Origin of the sequence: Streptomyces sp. NPDC001027 (assembly GCF_040299045.1) — a bacterium.
Lineage (GTDB): Bacteria > Actinomycetota > Actinomycetes > Streptomycetales > Streptomycetaceae > Streptomyces.
Map to the genome: position 1 here is coordinate 1 of NZ_JBEPBI010000082.1, position 14620 is coordinate 14620.

Sequence of the window (14620 nt, forward strand, 5' to 3'; positions counted from 1 at the left end):
AGCAGGGGCGCCCTCCACTGCGCCCCTGCTGCAGGGCGCGCCGGGTGCCGGACGGCTCCGCCCACGCCGTCGTCACCGTACGGTCCACAGAGTGACTGTGAGTTGACCGCGGTGCACCGGCGTGCTGTACTCCGGATCGTGACCGACACCGATGTGCGCCTGTGGCGGAGGGTCCATATGGACCTCGTCCGCTATGCGGGCTGCGTGTGTCGTCCGTCCTGCTGAACTCGCACCCCTTCCCCACGGCGCGCGCCGCCGATGCGCCCCCGCACCTGTGCGGCCCGCGCTCCCGCGAACGTTCCCAGGACGGTTTCCCGTGTCTGTCTCTTCCGCCGTTTCTTCTTCCGTTTCCTCCGTCTCTTCTCCGGTCCGCTCTGCCTCCTCCCCCGCGTCCGACTCCCCCGACGCCCGCTCGTCGACCGCCTTCGTCGCCGCGCCCACGCAGGCGGACCTTCTCGCCTTCGTCCGGCGTACGGCCGCGGACGAGGCGCTGATCGCCTCGCTCCCCCTCGATCCGGAGGGCCGCACCTGGGTGCGTCTGGAGGGACCCGGCGGCAGTGAGGCCTGGCTGATCGGCTGGCCGCCCGGCAGCGGTACCGGCTGGCACGACCACGCCGATTCGGTGGGCGCGTTCCTGACCGCTCGGGGCACGCTCAAGGAGTACTCGCTCGCCGCCAGGCTGCCCACCGACGGCTGGCGGACCCTGGAGCTGACCGACGGCGTGGACCGGTCGCGCGCCCTGCCGGCCGGTCGAGGCCGGTCCTTCGGCCGTCACCACGTCCACGAGGTCCTCAACGAGTCCGCCGAGGAGCACGCCGTCTCCGTCCACGCCTACTACCCGCCGTTGCCCCGCATCCGCCGCTACAGCCGTACCGGGCAGGTGCTGCGGCTGGAGCAGGTCGAGCGTCCGGAGGACTGGCAGTGAGCGACGCGAACACCCCCCGGAAGCAACGGCGCGAAGACGGACTGCACGACGAACGACACGACGGACTGCACGACGAACAGCCGACGGGCATCGACGAGTTGCTCGAGCGTGTGCGTGCCGGGTACGCGCGCGTGGAGGCCCAGGAGGCGTTCGATGCCGCCCGCGCGGGCGAGGCGCTCCTCGTCGACATCAGGTACGCGGCGCTGCGGGAGCGGGACGGGCTGATCCCCGGTGCGCTGGTCGTCGAGCGCAACGAACTGGAGTGGCGTCTCGACCCCCGGGGCAGTCATCGTCTCCCCGAGGCCACGAGCCATGACGTGCGGGCGATCGTGATCTGCAACGAGGGGTACGCCTCGAGTCTGGCCGCCGCTTCCCTGCACCAGCTGGGACTGCACCGGGCGACCGATCTCGTCGGCGGCTTCCAGGCGTGGAAGGCGGCGGGCCTCCCCGTGACGCCGTAGTGACACCGGCGAGCGCTGAGGGCCGGCTCCGAGCAGTGGGCGGGACGCGACGAGGAAGAGGTTCAGCCCACCGGGGTCCGCAAGCGGAATTCGTTCGCAACGCGTTCCTGTGCCGGGCGACGGCCGACGATCAGCCACCGTCCGAGGCAGGGCAGGGCAGACTGTCGAGCCTCGCCCGCCGAACTGCCGTCGCGACTGCCCTCGCGCGCACGCGGGTGGCGGCCATGCTCAGAACTCCTCGTCCCCCAGGGACTCCGTGTCCTCGCCCTCTTCCTCCAGCGCCTGCCGGACCACTCGCAGGGCCAGGCCCTCGGAGTAGCCCTTGCGGGCGAGCATCCCGGCGAGGCGGCGCAGCCGTCTGTCGCGGTCGAGACCGCGGGTCGCGCGCAGCTTGCGGGCGACGAGTTCGCGCGCCGTCTCCTCCTCCTGCTCGGAGTCGAGCCGACCTACGGCCTCCTCGATCAGCTCCGAGTCGACGCCCTTGGTCCGCAGCTCCTGGGCGAGCGCGCGCCTGGCCAGTCCTCGGCCGTGGTGGCGGGACTCCACCCAGGCGTCCGCGAAGGCGCCGTCGTCGATCAGTCCGACCTCCTCGAACCGCGAGAGCACCTCCTCCGCCACGTCGTCGGGGATCTCCCGCTTGTGCAGGGCGTCGGCGAGCTGCTTCCGCGTGCGCGGGGTCCCGGTGAGCAGGCGCAGGCAGATCGCCCGTGCCCGCTCAGCCGGGTCCCCCGAAGGCTGCCCCTTCTCGGCCCTCGACGAGGAAGAAGCGCCTCCGTCCTCGGTGGACGGCTTCCCGGAGCCGCGCCGACGGCGCCCACGCCCGCCACGCGGACCGCCCTCGTCACCGCCGCCCCCTGCCCGGCCGGTGCCCGACCGGTCGTCGCCGTCCTGGAACAGGCCGCCGTCGCCCCCGTGGCCCGCCCCCCGAGGGGCTTCGGGGTGGACGTACTCGGCCCAGTCCGTTCGTCGTGTCACGGATCAGCTCTTGGCAGCGGCGGCCTTGGGCTTGGCGGCCTTGGCTGCGGGAGCCGGGACCGCCTTGGCGTCGTCCGCGGACGCGCCCGCGGTCGCCGCCGTGTCCGTGCCGGCCTCGGCGGCGGACTCGTCGGGGCGCACGCCCACGCCCAGCTTCTCCTTGATCTTCCGCTCGATCTCGTTCGCCAGATCGGGGTTGTCCTTCAGGAAGTTGCGCGCGTTCTCCTTGCCCTGACCGAGCTGGTCGCCCTCGTACGTGTACCAGGCGCCCGCCTTGCGGACGAAGCCGTGCTCCACGCCCATGTCGATCAGGCCGCCCTCGCGGCTGATGCCCTGCCCGTAGAGGATGTCGAACTCGGCCTGCTTGAAGGGCGGGGCGACCTTGTTCTTGACGACCTTGACGCGGGTGCGGTTGCCCACCGCGTCCGTGCCGTCCTTCAGCGTCTCGATGCGGCGGATGTCGAGTCGCACCGAGGCGTAGAACTTCAGCGCCCGGCCACCGGTGGTGGTCTCCGGGGAGCCGAACATGACGCCGATCTTCTCGCGGAGCTGGTTGATGAAGATCGCGGTGGTCTTGGACTGGTTGAGCGCGCTGGTGATCTTGCGCAGCGCCTGGCTCATCAGACGGGCCTGCAGACCGACGTGGCTGTCGCCCATCTCGCCCTCGATCTCCGCGCGCGGGACGAGCGCGGCGACGGAGTCGATGACGATCAGGTCGAGGGCGCCGGAGCGGACCAGCATGTCCACGATCTCCAGAGCCTGCTCGCCGTTGTCCGGCTGGGAGAGGATCAGGTTGTCGATGTCGACGCCGAGCTTCTTCGCGTACTCGGGGTCGAGGGCGTGCTCCGCGTCCACGAACGCGACCTGGCCGCCGGCCTTCTGCGCGTTCGCCACCGCGTGCAGCGTCAGCGTCGTCTTACCGGAGGACTCCGGCCCGTACACCTCCACCACGCGGCCACGCGGCAGCCCACCGACACCGAGGGCGACGTCGAGTGCGGTCGACCCGGTGGGGATGACTTCGATGGGCTCGTTCGGGCGCTCGCCCAGGCGCATCACCGCGCCCTTGCCGAACTGCCGTTCAATCTGTGCGAGTGCGGCGTCCAACGCCTTCTCGCGGTCGGTTCCTGCCATGGGTTCCACCCGGTTTGCTTGAGTCGATCGCTTCACGTCAAAGACGCTAACGCCTGCCACTGACAATGCGCCTCGACGCCGGTCCGGCCTGTGGATAACTCAGGCGCTTATCGGCCCCAAGCGGGACAGAACACCCGCCGCGAGAGCCGCCGGAGCCTCCATAAGAATGGATGTTCGATTTTCGTGTCAAGCGCACCACGCGGCACTCCCGAGGCTGCGTTCACAAGCCGCGGAGGCCGCGAATCCGGCCCCGCACGACCTGCTTCGCCGCCTGCTGCTCCCCCGGGCGTATGCCGGGTGCCTTCGGCGGGACGACGACGGCGTACCGGCACAGCCGCGACGCTCGGCGCATGGACGAGCAGACGACCACACCACAGCGCCGCGAGGAAGCCGGGGACAGGACCGAGGCCGGAACCGAGGCCGGAACCGAGGACGGCACCGAGCGGGGGACCAAGGCCGGGACCGAGGCCGAAGCCGGGGCCGGGGCCGGGGCCGGCAGCGAGGTCGGAGCCGGGGTCGGCGTCGTCTACGGGGTGACCGCGCTGGCCCTCGTCGCCTCCGGTCTCGTGCACCTGGTGGTGTTCGCCGTCGACGGCGGCCCGTGGAACGGCCCCGTCTCCTGGCGCAAGCCGGTGACCTTCGGGCTTTCCTTCGGCGTGACGCTCTGGGCCGTCGTCTGGGTGACGTCGTTCCTGCGGATGAGTCCACGGGTGCGCACCGCGCTGCTGGGGGCGTTCGCCGCCGACTGCGTCGTCGAGGTCGGCGGGATCACTCTCCAGGCCTGGCGGAAGGCGCCGTCGCATCTGAACATGGAGACGCCCTTCGACACGGCCGTGTCGATGATGCTCGCGGTCGGCGGCGGCGTCCTCGTCGCGCTGCTCACGGTGTTCGCCGTGGCGTCCTTCCGGCGCCGGCCGACGGGCCCGGCCGGGATGGCTCTCGCGGTGCGTTCCGGCTTCGCGATCCTGCTGGTCGCGCTCGCCTCGGGGGCGGCGATGATCGCGCGCGGAGTCGTGCTCACCCGCACCGGCCACCAGGAGGCTGCGTATCACTCCACCGCCCCGCTCAAGCCGCTGCACGGGGTCAGCCTGCACGCCGTCCTGGTGCTTCCCGCGTCGGCCTGGCTGATGGCGTCCCGGACGTCCTGGAGCGAGAAGGCGCGGTGGCGGATCACCGCGGCGGCGGTGGGCTGTTACGCGGCCGCGGTCGTCGCGGCCGCAGTGTGGGCCGTCCTCACCTACTGAGGCCCTGCGGCTGCCGAGGCGCGGCGGCTGCTGCTCCTGCCTACGGCTGCTGAAGCTCCCGGCCGCCCGACCCGCCGCCCCGGTTGCGCCTCGTCACCCGGACCCGTCCCGCGAGCCGCGTCTGCCGTTGTGCGCCCGGGCCCACAGCTGCTGCACGCGCGCGAGCGGTCCCGGCCCCTCGCCGCGCCCCCGGTGACCGTGCACGCGGGGATCGTCGGTGACGTCGTACCGCTTCACGTACGCGCCCAGGAACGCCTGCAGCGTGGCCACCGCCGGGATGGAGATCAGTGCGCCTATCGCGCCCAGGAGTGCGGTGCCCGCGATGACGGAGCCGAAGGCGACGGCAGGGTGGATGTCGACGGTCTTCGAGGTCAGCTTGGGCTGCAGCATGTAGTTCTCGAACTGCTGGTACACCACGACGAAGATCAGCACCCACAGCGCGTACAGCGGCGAGACCGTGAAGGCGATCAACATCGGCAGGGCGCCCGCCAGATAGGTGCCGATGGTGGGGATGAACTGCGAGACCACGCCCACCCAGACGGCGAGCACGGGCGCGTACGGGATGCCGAGGGCCTGCAGCAGCACATAGTGCGCCACACCGGAGATCAGCGCCATCAGCCCGCGGGAGTAGAGGTATCCGCCGGTCTTGTCGACGGCGATCTCCCAGGCGCGCAGCACCTCGGCCTGCTTGGCCGGCGGCAGGACGGAGCACAGGGCCCGGCGCAGACGCGGTCCGTCGGCGGCGAAGTAGAACGAGAACAGGGCGATCGTCAGCAGCTGGAAGAGACCGCCGAGGACCTGCGTGGAGACGTCCAGGACGCCGGCCGCGCTGTTCTGCGCGTACTTGCGCAGCCAGTCGGAGTGGAGCAGCCCTTCCTGGATGTCCACCCGTCTGAGTTCGGTGTGGAACGTGGTGTTGATCCAGTGGATCACGGAGTCGAGGTACTCCGGGAAGCCCTCGATCATCTTGATGATCTGTCCCGCGAGCATCGAGCCGAGCAGGGTGAAGAACCCCGCGACCGCGATCAGCAGCCCGAAGAAGACCAGAAAGGTGGCGAAGCCCCTGCGCATACCGCGGGCGGCCATCCGGCTGACCGCGGGCTCCACGGCGAGGGCGAGGAAGAACGCGATGAGCACGTTGAGCAGCAGGCCGATGAGCTGGTGGAACGCCCACGTGCCGAGCTGGAACGCCGCGACGAGGGCGAGCGCGAGCACCATGGCGCGCGGCAGCCAGCGCGGCATGCGCACGCCCTGCGCGCCGCCGCCGTCCGCCGGGGGAGGTCCGGCGGGCGGCGTCGTGTCGTGCAGGGGTGCGTTCCGGGCCGTCTGCCCGGGCTCGTCAGTGGGTGCCACGGACCAAGTCTCGCCTACGCCACCGACAATCGGACCGCCGCCTGCGGTCTTATCGACGTATCAGCGCATCTCCTGGGGAACGTTCATCACCGCGCAGACCACGCGCCACACGTCCTTGGCCGCCCAGCCCTCCGCCAGCGCCTCGTGCACGGTGCGTCCGCCGAGTTCCGTCATCACGTGATCGCGCGCGAAGGTCTCGGCGTACCCCGTGCCGAAGTGCTCGTCCATCCGCTGCCAGAAGACCGTCAACCGCATGACACCAGTATCCCGCCCTCGGGGGCGTCCCCTCGCGTGAGCGCCTGCCGAGACCGCTTTCCGCCCTACGGTCTGACGCATGGCCGAAACCGGAGCATCCCCACTCCCCCCGACGCCCCCGGCGCACTCCCCGCTCTTCCGCGCCGAGCACTTCGTCTGGCTCACCGCGCGCGTGCTGGAGCAGCGCGTCTTCGCTCACGCCTTCCTGCACGGCGCCGCAGACCCCGTCGAGACCGCCCTCGACGCCTACCGCAACGAGGACGGCGGATACGGCCACGCGCTGGAGCCCGATCTGCGGGGTCCCGTCAGCCAGCCCCTGCACACCGCGCACGCCCTGCGGGTGCTGGACTCCGTCGGGCGTCTCGGCGGCCGTCGCGTGGAGCGGACGTGCGACTACCTGACCTCCGTGTCCACCGGTGACGGCGCGCTGCCGGCGATCCTCCCCAGCCAGCGCGGCTACCCGGCGGCTCCGTTCGTCCCCATCGTGGACGACCCGCCCAGCGACCTGCTGGCCACCGGGCCGGTGGTGGGTCTGCTGCACCGCAACGATGTGTGGCACGCCTGGCTGTTCCGGGCCACGGACTTCTGCTGGCAGGCGGTGGACTCCCTGGAACGGTCGCATCCGTACGAGATCCAGGCCGCGGTGGCCTTCCTGGACGCCGTTCCGGACCGCTCGCGCGCGCAGTCGGCCGCCGACCGTCTGGGCCGCATGGTGCGCGAACAACGGATCGTCGTGCTGGAGCCGGACCGTCTCGACGCCTACCTGGTCCCGTCCGGCTACGCCCCCGGTGAGCATCACTTCCCGTACGACTTCGCCCGGACGCCGGGCTCCCTCGCGCGCGCGTGGTTCACCGACGACGAGATGGCGCGCTCCTTGGACCACCTCGCCGGCGCGCAGGAGGAGGACGGCGGCTGGCCGCTCCGCTGGCGTCGTTGGGCGCCCGGCACCGCGCTGGAGGCGCGCCCCATGGTGACCATCGAGGCGCTGCGCACCCTGCGGGCCTACGGCCGCGCCATCGGCTGACCGGAGACGGCCGCGATCGGCGACGTCCGCGAGACCGGGACCTCGCCCTCGCCGGTCCCGACCCCGACAGTCCGCACCCTCGCCGGTCCCGACGCCGCCCGTCCTCGCCGTCGCCGTTCCTGACCTCGGCAGTCCTCAACCGTCGCCGGGTCCCTGCGCACGCCCGCCGCACGGCACGTCCGGGCCCGTTCCCGGCTTCCTCCGCTGCGTCCGCGCTTCAGCCCGTCCGTGCGGGGCACCCGCCCCCTCAGCCGCCCAGGGCGCGCGCTCCCGCCGTCACCGCCACGGCTGCCGTGACGACGACGAGGAAGGGGGCCCGCAGCACGACGGCGACGGCCGCCGCGGCCAGTCCCGCGGCCCGGGCGTCCAGCACGAGGGCATGCCCGTCCGCGAACGTCTGCTGGGCCGTGAGGGCAGCCAGCAGAGCCACGGGGAGCAGTGCGGCGGAACGCCTGACCAGCGGTCGTTCGAGGGCGCCCGCGGGGACGAGCAGTCCGGCGAGTTTGACGGCGTAGCAGCCGAGTGCCGTCGCGGCGATCGCGATCCAGGTGTTCAACGCTTCTCCTCCTCTGCGTCGCGGCGACCGGCTCGACGCCGGCCCTCGAGGTACAGGACGACCGGCACGGCGAGCGCGGCCGCCAGAACGGGCACCCCCGCGGGCAGGACGGGCAGCAGCCCCAAGCCGAGGAGCACCGCGATCACGGCGACGGTCCGCTCGGCCGCGGTCCTCAGCATGGGCGCGAGCAGCGCCAGGAAGACGGCCGGGCCGGCCGCGTCCAGACCCCACGCGTCGGTGTCGCCGACGGCCTCGGCGCCCAGGGCGCCCAACAGCGTGGTGAGGTTCCACAGGACGTACAGGGTCAGCCCGGTGACCGCGAACCCCAGGCGCGCCGCGCGTCGCCCCGGCTGCGCCAGCGACACCGCCGTCGTCTCGTCGATCACCCAGTGGGCGGCGAACGGGCGCATCGCGCGCGGGAGGGCCAGCAACTGCGACAGACGCAGCCCGTAGAACGCGTTGCGCACCCCCAGGAAGAAGGCGCCGGCGGCCGCCGTCAGGGGGTTGCCGCCCGCCGCCAGCGCCCCGACGAGCGCGAACTGGGACGCGCCGGTGAACACCAGGAGGCTGAGCGCGCAGGTCTGCCACACCGAGAGGCCGCTGCCCGCCGAGGTCACCCCGAAGGCGAACCCGGAGAGTCCTACGGCGACGCCGACCCCGAGGGAGTCCCGTACGACGGCGGCGTCGGGCTTTCCTCCGCCGTCGGCCCGTATGTCCGTGAAAGCTGTCTGTTCTGCCACGACCAGGACGGTACGAGCAAGCGACGCGGGCGGGTCTTGTACGTTCTTGCGCTCGCGCTGGTACGCCCCAGGGGGGACTCCCACGATGCGCGTGAAGTGGCGGTTGAGGTGAGGCTGGTCGGTGAATCCCACCGTGACGGCCGCCTCGGCCGGCGCCGTCCCCGCGTCCAGCAGCCGTCGCGCCCGACGCACGCGGGCGTCGGTGAGCCAGGCGTGGGGCGGCAGTCCGTACGCGTCCCTGAAGGCCCGCAGAAGGGCGAACGGGCTGGTTCCCAGGCCTGCGGCCAGCTGCTCCAGCGTGGGCGGGTCGGCCAGCCGTTCCTCCAGCACCCCGCGCGCGCGTGCGGCGATCCGTGCCCCGGCGGACCGTGTCTCCCGTTGCGGAAGCGGCCCGCCGTTGAGTCGCAGCAGTCGGGTGACGGCCACCCGCAGCAGCGTGTCGGCGGCCAGCGCGTTGCCCTCCTCGGCGGCTCGGAGCACCTGGTGGACGAGCCCGACGGCGTACGGGTCGTCGAGCACGGGGCTGACGAAGCCCGGGGCGCCGCGCAGGGTCGTCGTCTCGGCAGCGATCTCGGCCACCACGCCCGGTGACGGATAGACCGCGCCGTACCGCCACCCCTCGGGCACCCCCGCCCGTCCGGTGTGCGGGGTGTCGGGGTTGACCAGCGCGAGGGCTCCGGCTCCCACATGCTGGTCGGAGCCGCTGTGCTGGAAGACCTCCACGCCGTCGGCGATGGCGGCGATCACGAAGTGCTCGTGGGTGTGCCGCACGAACGCCTTGCGGACGTAACGGGCCCGCAGGAGGTCGACACCGGGCAGTTGCGGGTACTGCCAGTGCCGCGCCCGCTCTCCGGAACCCGAACTCGCCACCCGACCATTGTCCGCGACGCGCCTCCCGGACGCCGACGCACCGGGGAGCAAGGACGGCCGCCGCTCCGCACGACCGTTCACGCAGCGTGTCCTCGCAGCTCAGGACCATTGTCAGTGGACGGGTGCAGGATGGACGCATGGTCAGCTCCGCACACCGGGCCCTCGACGGCTTCTCCCCCGCGACCCGCGGCTGGTTCACGGGGGCGTTCTCCGCGCCCACCGCGGCCCAGGCCGGCGCGTGGCGAGCCATCGGCGAGGGCTCCGACGTGCTGGTGGTGGCCCCGACGGGTTCCGGCAAGACGCTGGCCGCCTTCCTGGCCGCCCTCGACCAGCTGGCCTCCACGCCCCCGCCCGCCGATCCGAAGAAGCGCTGCCGGGTCCTGTACGTCTCCCCGCTCAAGGCCCTCGCGGTCGACGTGGAGCGCAACCTGCGCAGTCCGCTGACCGGCATCCGTCAGCAGTCCGTGCGTCTGGGCCTGGCCGAGCCCGAGATCAAGGTCGGCATCCGCTCCGGCGACACCCCGCCCGCCGAGCGCCGTGCGCTGGCCACCCGTCCTCCGGACATCCTGATCACGACGCCGGAGTCGCTGTTCCTGATGCTCACGTCGGCCACCCGCGACGCACTGACCGGCATCGAGTCGGTGATCCTGGACGAGGTGCACGCGGTGGCCGGGACCAAGCGCGGCGCGCACCTCGCCCTCTCCCTCGAGCGGCTGGACGAGCTGCTGCCCAGGCCCGCCCGTCGCATCGGCCTGTCGGCCACCGTCCGTCCGGTCGACGAGGTGGCCCGCTATCTCTCCCCGCACCGCAAGGTGGAGATCGTCCAGCCGAAGTCCGGCAAGGAGTTCGACCTCTCGGTCGTCGTCCCGGTGGAGGATCTGGGCGAGCTGGGCGGCTCCCCGGTCGCCGAGGGCGCCGAAGGGGCCGAACGCCCCTCGATCTGGCCGCATGTCGAGGAGCGGATCACCGACCTCGTCCAGGCCCACCGCTCGACCATCGTCTTCGCCAACTCGCGCCGTCTGGCCGAGCGCCTGTGCAACCGGCTCAACGAGATCGCCTACGAGCGCGCCACCGGCGAGCCCCTCGGGGAGCACCACTCGCCCGCCCAGCTGATGGGCGGCTCCGGCGCGGCCCAGGGAGCCCCGGGCGTCATCGCGCGCGCCCACCACGGCTCGGTCTCCAAGGAGCAGCGCGCCCTCGTCGAGGAGGACCTGAAGGCGGGCCGGCTGCCGGCCGTGGTGGCGACCTCCAGTCTCGAGCTCGGCATCGACATGGGCGCGGTGGACCTCGTCGTGCAGGTGGAGTCGCCGCCCTCAGTGGCTTCCGGCCTGCAGCGCGTCGGACGCGCCGGGCACCAGGTGGGCGCGGTGTCCACCGGCGTGGTCTTCCCGAAGTACCGCGGCGACCTCGTCCAGGCGGCCGTGGTGACCGAGCGGATGCGCACGGGCTCGATCGAGTCGCTGCGGGTGCCCGCCAACCCGTTGGACGTCCTGGCGCAGCAGCTCGTCGCCATGACGGCGCTCGACACCTGGCAGGTGGACGACCTGCTGGCCCTGGTCCGCCGCGCCGCCCCCTTCGCGGCGCTCCCGGAGTCCGCGTTCACGGCCGTCCTGGACATGCTGGCCGGCCGCTACCCGTCCGACGCCTTCGCCGAGCTGCGCCCCCGCGTGGTGTGGGACCGGGTCGCCGGGACGGTCACCGGCCGCCCGGGAGCCCAGCGCCTCGCCGTCACCTCCGGGGGCACGATTCCCGACCGGGGTCTGTTCGGCGTCTTCCTGGCGGGTTCCGACCCCAAGAAGGGCGGCGGCCGGGTCGGCGAGCTCGACGAGGAGATGGTCTACGAGTCCCGCGTGGGCGACGTGTTCACGCTCGGCACCAGCTCCTGGCGCATCGAGGACATCACCCGCGACCGGGTCCTGGTCTCCCCCGCCCCCGGCGTCCCGGGCCGTCTGCCGTTCTGGAAGGGCGACCAGCTGGGCCGGCCGCTGGAGCTCGGCCGCGCGGTGGGCGCGTTCCTGCGCGAGGTCGGCTCACTCTCCAAGGAGGACGCCCGGCTGCGCCTGCTCACCGCGGGCCTCGACGCGTGGGCGGCCGACAACGTGCTCTCCTACCTGGACGAGCAGCGCGAGGCCTGTGGCCACATCCCCGACGACCGCACGATCGTCGTCGAGCGCTTCCGCGACGAGCTGGGGGACTGGCGCGTCGTCGTCCACTCCCCCTTCGGCGCCCAGGTGCACGCTCCCTGGGCGCTCGCACTGGGAGCGAAGCTCTCCGAGCGGTACGGCATGGACGCCCAGGTGATGCACGCCGACGACGGGATCGTGCTGCGGCTGCCCGACGCCGATCTGATGGGCCTGGACCTCCTCGACCAGGAACCGCTGAAGGCCGGCGCGGAGTACGACGCCGAGCAGGCCCCGGTCGGCGCGGCGGACGTCGTCTTCGACAAGGGCGAGGTCGACCAGATCGTCACCGACCAGGTCGGCGGCTCGGCCCTGTTCGCGGCGCGCTTCCGCGAGTGCGCCGCACGCGCGCTGCTGCTGCCGCGCCGCAACCCCGGCAGGCGCACCCCGCTGTGGCAGCAGCGTCAGCGCGCCGCGCAACTGCTGCAGGTGGCGAGCGAGTTCGGTTCCTTCCCGATCGTGCTGGAAGCGATCCGCGAGTGCCTCCAGGACGTGTTCGACGTCCCCGGCCTCGTGGAGCTGATGGGGGACCTGGAGTCGCGCAAGGTGCGCCTGGTCGAGGTCACCACCGCGGAGCCGTCCCCCTTCGCCCGCTCCCTGCTCTTCGGTTACGTCGCCCAGTTCCTCTACGAGGGCGACTCCCCGCTCGCCGAGCGCCGCGCCGCCGCCCTCTCCCTGGACTCACGCCTGCTGGCCGAACTGCTCGGCCAGGCGGAACTGCGCGAACTGCTCGACGCTGACGTCCTCGCCGAGCTGGAACAGGAACTGCAGTGGCTCACCGAGGACCGGCGGGCGAAGGACGCCGAGGGCGTGGCGGACCTGCTGCGCCTCCTCGGTCCGCTCACCGACGCCGAGCTGGCCGAGCGGGGCGCCGAACCGCAGTGGGCGCAGGAGCTCGCCGCCGCCCGCCGTGCCATCCGGGTCCGCGTCGCCGGGGCCGACCACTGGGCCGCGATCGAGGACGCGGGACGCCTGCGCGACGCCCTCGGCACCGCACTGCCGGTCGGCGTGCCGGAGGCCTTCACGGAACCCGTGAAGGACCCCCTCGGCGACCTCCTCGCGCGCTACGCCCGCACCCACGGCCCCTTCACCTCCGCCGGCGCCGCCGCCCGCTTCGGTCTGGGCGCTGCGGTCACCGAGGGCGCCCTCCAGCGGCTCGCGGCGGGCGGGCGCGTCGTCCAGGGCGAGTTCCACCCGGCGGGCATCGGCCAGGAGTGGTGCGACGCAACGGTCCTGCGGCGGCTGCGCCGCCGTTCCCTGGCTGCCCTGCGCCATGAGCTGGAGCCTGTGCCACCGCCCGCGCTCGCCCAGTTCCTGCCCCAGTGGCAGCACATCGGCAGGGGCCACTCGCTGCGCGGCGTCGACGGGCTGGTGCGTGCGATCGAGCAGTTGCAGGGTGCGTCGGTGCCCGCCTCGGCCATGGAGAAGCTCGTCCTGCCGTCCCGGGTGCGCGACTACTCCCCCGCGATGCTCGACGAGCTCACCGCGGCGGGCGAGGTGGTCTGGGCCGGAGCGGGCGCCCTCCCCGGAAAGGACGGCTGGGTCTCCCTGTACGTCGCGGACGCCGCACCCCTGCTGCTCCCGCCGCCCCACCCGCTGGAGCCGACGGCCCTGCACCAGGCGGTGCTGGACGCGCTCTCCGCGGGCTACGGCCTGTTCTTCCGGCAGATCGCCGACCGGGTACGCGCCACCACCCACCCCGACGTCACAGATCCCCAACTCGCCGACGCCGTCTGGGACCTGGCATGGTCCGGCCGGCTCACCAACGACACGCTGGCGCCGATGCGCTCCCTGCTGGGCTCGGGCCGCACGGCCGGGTCCACGGCCCACCGCGCCAAGCGCGCGGTCCCGCGCGGCCGCTACGGCTCGCTGACGGCCGGGGCCCGCCCCGCCTCCCGCGGCGGCCCGCCGACCGTCGCGGGCCGCTGGTCCCTCCTCCCCGCCCACGAGCCCGACCCCACGGTCCGCGCCCACGCACTCGCCCGCACGCTCCTCGACCGGCACGGCGTGGTGACACGCGGAGCGGTCGCGGCCGAGGGCGTCGAAGGCGGCTTCTCCGCGACGTACCGCATCCTGTCCGTCTTCGAGGAGAGCGGCCAGGCCCGCCGCGGGTACGTCGTCGAAGGCCTCGGCGCCGCCCAGTTCGCCATGGACGGCGCCGTGGACCGCCTGCGCGCGGTGGCCAACGCCCGCGACCGCGGCGAGCCCCTGCCCGGCCCGCACCGGGCCGCGCCCGCCCAGGACGACTTCGTCTTCCCCGACGACCTCCCGGCCGACGACGCGTGGGACACGGTGGGCGACCGCACCTCCTTCGCCGCCCCCCGCACCCCGCGCAGGGGCCCGGCCTCCTCGGACGAGTACGTCTCGCCCCGCGACCTCGCCTCCCCCGGCACGGTCGGGCCTCGCGGAGGCAACGCGTTCGCGAACGCCGCGGACTTCCCCGGCAGGCCCGGCCACGGCGGCCGCGACGCCTCCCGCGCCGTCGTCCTCGCCGCCGCCGACCCGGCGAACGCCTACGGCGCCGCTCTCGGCTGGCCCGAGCCGCCGAACGGCGCCGGACACAAGCCCGGCCGCAAGGCCGGCTCCCTGGTGGTCCTCGTCGACGGCGAGCTGACGCTGTACATGGAGCGCGGCGGCAAGTCCCTGCTGGCCTGGCCCTCCGCTCCGGACCATGAGGGCGCACCCGCCGACGACCTGCGGCTGCACGCCGCAGCGCAGGCGCTCGCCGAGGCCGCCCGCGCGGGCGCCCTGGGCACGGTCACGGTGGAGCGCGTCAACGGCGGCTCGGCTCTCACCTCGCCCATCGGCGCCCTGCTGGAAGGGGCGGGCTTCATCGCGACCCCACGAGGCCTGCGGCTGCGCGCATGACGCCGACCGGCCACGGCCAGCCCCCGCACCCCCGCACC

Annotated in this window: 12 protein-coding genes and 1 pseudogene; 6 read left to right on the forward strand and 7 right to left on the reverse strand. The window is 73.2% G+C overall.

The window, feature by feature from the left end; genetic code table 11:
- The first annotated feature begins 153 nt into the window (after positions 1–153).
- From ABT300_RS22465 to ABT300_RS22475, 3 genes are all read left to right on the forward strand, one after another.
- Entirely contained in the window at positions 154–225 is a 72-nt protein-coding gene (locus tag ABT300_RS22465; RefSeq protein WP_309544753.1) for a putative leader peptide, read from the forward strand.
- 91 nt (positions 226–316) lie between these two features.
- On the forward strand, positions 317–925 hold the full coding sequence (locus tag ABT300_RS22470; RefSeq protein WP_351678533.1) for a cupin domain-containing protein: 609 nt from the start codon (positions 317–319) through the stop codon (positions 923–925).
- A 41-nt stretch (positions 926–966) separates the two neighbouring features.
- Positions 967–1386, forward strand: coding sequence for a rhodanese-like domain-containing protein (locus tag ABT300_RS22475; protein ID WP_351678576.1), 420 nt, complete (start codon positions 967–969; stop codon positions 1384–1386).
- A gap of 228 nt (positions 1387–1614) precedes the next feature.
- On the opposite strand, the gene recX is transcribed toward ABT300_RS22475, so the two are convergent.
- Both recX and recA read right to left on the reverse strand, forming a co-directional pair.
- Positions 1615–2361, reverse strand: a complete 747-nt coding sequence (recX, locus tag ABT300_RS22480; protein ID WP_351678535.1) for a recombination regulator RecX — start codon at positions 2359–2361, stop codon at positions 1615–1617.
- Between the two features lie 3 nt (positions 2362–2364).
- Positions 2365–3492, reverse strand: a complete 1128-nt coding sequence (gene recA / locus ABT300_RS22485; RefSeq protein ID WP_319277713.1) for a recombinase RecA — start codon at positions 3490–3492, stop codon at positions 2365–2367.
- 350 nt (positions 3493–3842) lie between these two features.
- On the opposite strand from recA, the gene ABT300_RS22490 reads away from it, so the two are divergent.
- Positions 3843–4736, forward strand: coding sequence for a hypothetical protein (locus ABT300_RS22490; RefSeq protein WP_351678537.1), 894 nt, complete (start codon positions 3843–3845; stop codon positions 4734–4736).
- 93 nt (positions 4737–4829) lie between these two features.
- Here ABT300_RS22490 and ABT300_RS22495 read toward each other — a convergent pair whose 3' ends face one another.
- Positions 4830–5978 carry an AI-2E family transporter gene (locus tag ABT300_RS22495; protein ID WP_502977977.1) on the reverse strand — a complete coding sequence of 383 codons (1149 nt, stop codon included), beginning with the start codon at positions 5976–5978 and terminating at the stop codon, positions 4830–4832.
- 171 nt (positions 5979–6149) lie between these two features.
- Positions 6150–6344 carry a DUF3046 domain-containing protein gene (locus ABT300_RS22500; protein ID WP_306948965.1) on the reverse strand — a complete coding sequence of 65 codons (195 nt, stop codon included), beginning with the start codon at positions 6342–6344 and terminating at the stop codon, positions 6150–6152.
- A gap of 79 nt (positions 6345–6423) precedes the next feature.
- On the opposite strand from ABT300_RS22500, the gene ABT300_RS22505 reads away from it, so the two are divergent.
- The gene (locus ABT300_RS22505) at positions 6424–7368 is read left to right on the forward strand and encodes a hypothetical protein (RefSeq protein WP_351678543.1); all 945 of its coding nucleotides are present in this window, start codon (positions 6424–6426) and stop codon (positions 7366–7368) included.
- A gap of 247 nt (positions 7369–7615) precedes the next feature.
- On the opposite strand, the gene ABT300_RS22510 is transcribed toward ABT300_RS22505, so the two are convergent.
- The 3 genes and pseudogenes from ABT300_RS22510 to ABT300_RS22520 form a co-directional block, all read right to left on the reverse strand.
- Positions 7616–7924 carry an AzlD domain-containing protein gene (locus tag ABT300_RS22510; RefSeq protein ID WP_351678545.1) on the reverse strand — a complete coding sequence of 103 codons (309 nt, stop codon included), beginning with the start codon at positions 7922–7924 and terminating at the stop codon, positions 7616–7618.
- Positions 7921–8664 carry an AzlC family ABC transporter permease gene (locus tag ABT300_RS22515; RefSeq protein ID WP_351678547.1) on the reverse strand — a complete coding sequence of 248 codons (744 nt, stop codon included), beginning with the start codon at positions 8662–8664 and terminating at the stop codon, positions 7921–7923. Before ABT300_RS22515 ends, ABT300_RS22510 begins: the two co-directional genes overlap by 4 nt.
- Positions 8565–9534, reverse strand: a pseudogene (locus tag ABT300_RS22520) (AraC family transcriptional regulator). The gene ABT300_RS22515 and the pseudogene ABT300_RS22520 overlap by 100 nt, the downstream one beginning before the upstream one ends.
- A 137-nt stretch (positions 9535–9671) precedes the next feature.
- On the opposite strand from ABT300_RS22520, the gene ABT300_RS22525 reads away from it, so the two are divergent.
- Positions 9672–14582: an ATP-dependent helicase gene (locus ABT300_RS22525; protein WP_351678550.1), complete on the forward strand. Its 4911-nt coding sequence runs from the start codon at positions 9672–9674 to the stop codon at positions 14580–14582.
- Positions 14583–14620: the final 38 nt, after the last annotated feature.

Excerpts from the sequence above, each read along its gene's own strand:
- recA (WP_319277713.1), bottom strand. The coding sequence starts at position 3,492 with ATGGCAGGAACCGACCGCGAGAAGGCGTTGGACGCCGCACTCGCACAG.
- ABT300_RS22490 (WP_351678537.1), top strand. The coding sequence starts at position 3,843 with ATGGACGAGCAGACGACCACACCACAGCGCCGCGAGGAAGCCGGGGAC.
- ABT300_RS22495 (WP_502977977.1), bottom strand. The coding sequence starts at position 5,978 with ATGCCGCGCTGGCTGCCGCGCGCCATGGTGCTCGCGCTCGCCCTCGTC.
- ABT300_RS22500 (WP_306948965.1), bottom strand. The coding sequence starts at position 6,344 with ATGCGGTTGACGGTCTTCTGGCAGCGGATGGACGAGCACTTCGGCACG.
- ABT300_RS22505 (WP_351678543.1), top strand. The coding sequence starts at position 6,424 with ATGGCCGAAACCGGAGCATCCCCACTCCCCCCGACGCCCCCGGCGCAC.
- ABT300_RS22525 (WP_351678550.1), top strand. The coding sequence starts at position 9,672 with ATGGTCAGCTCCGCACACCGGGCCCTCGACGGCTTCTCCCCCGCGACC.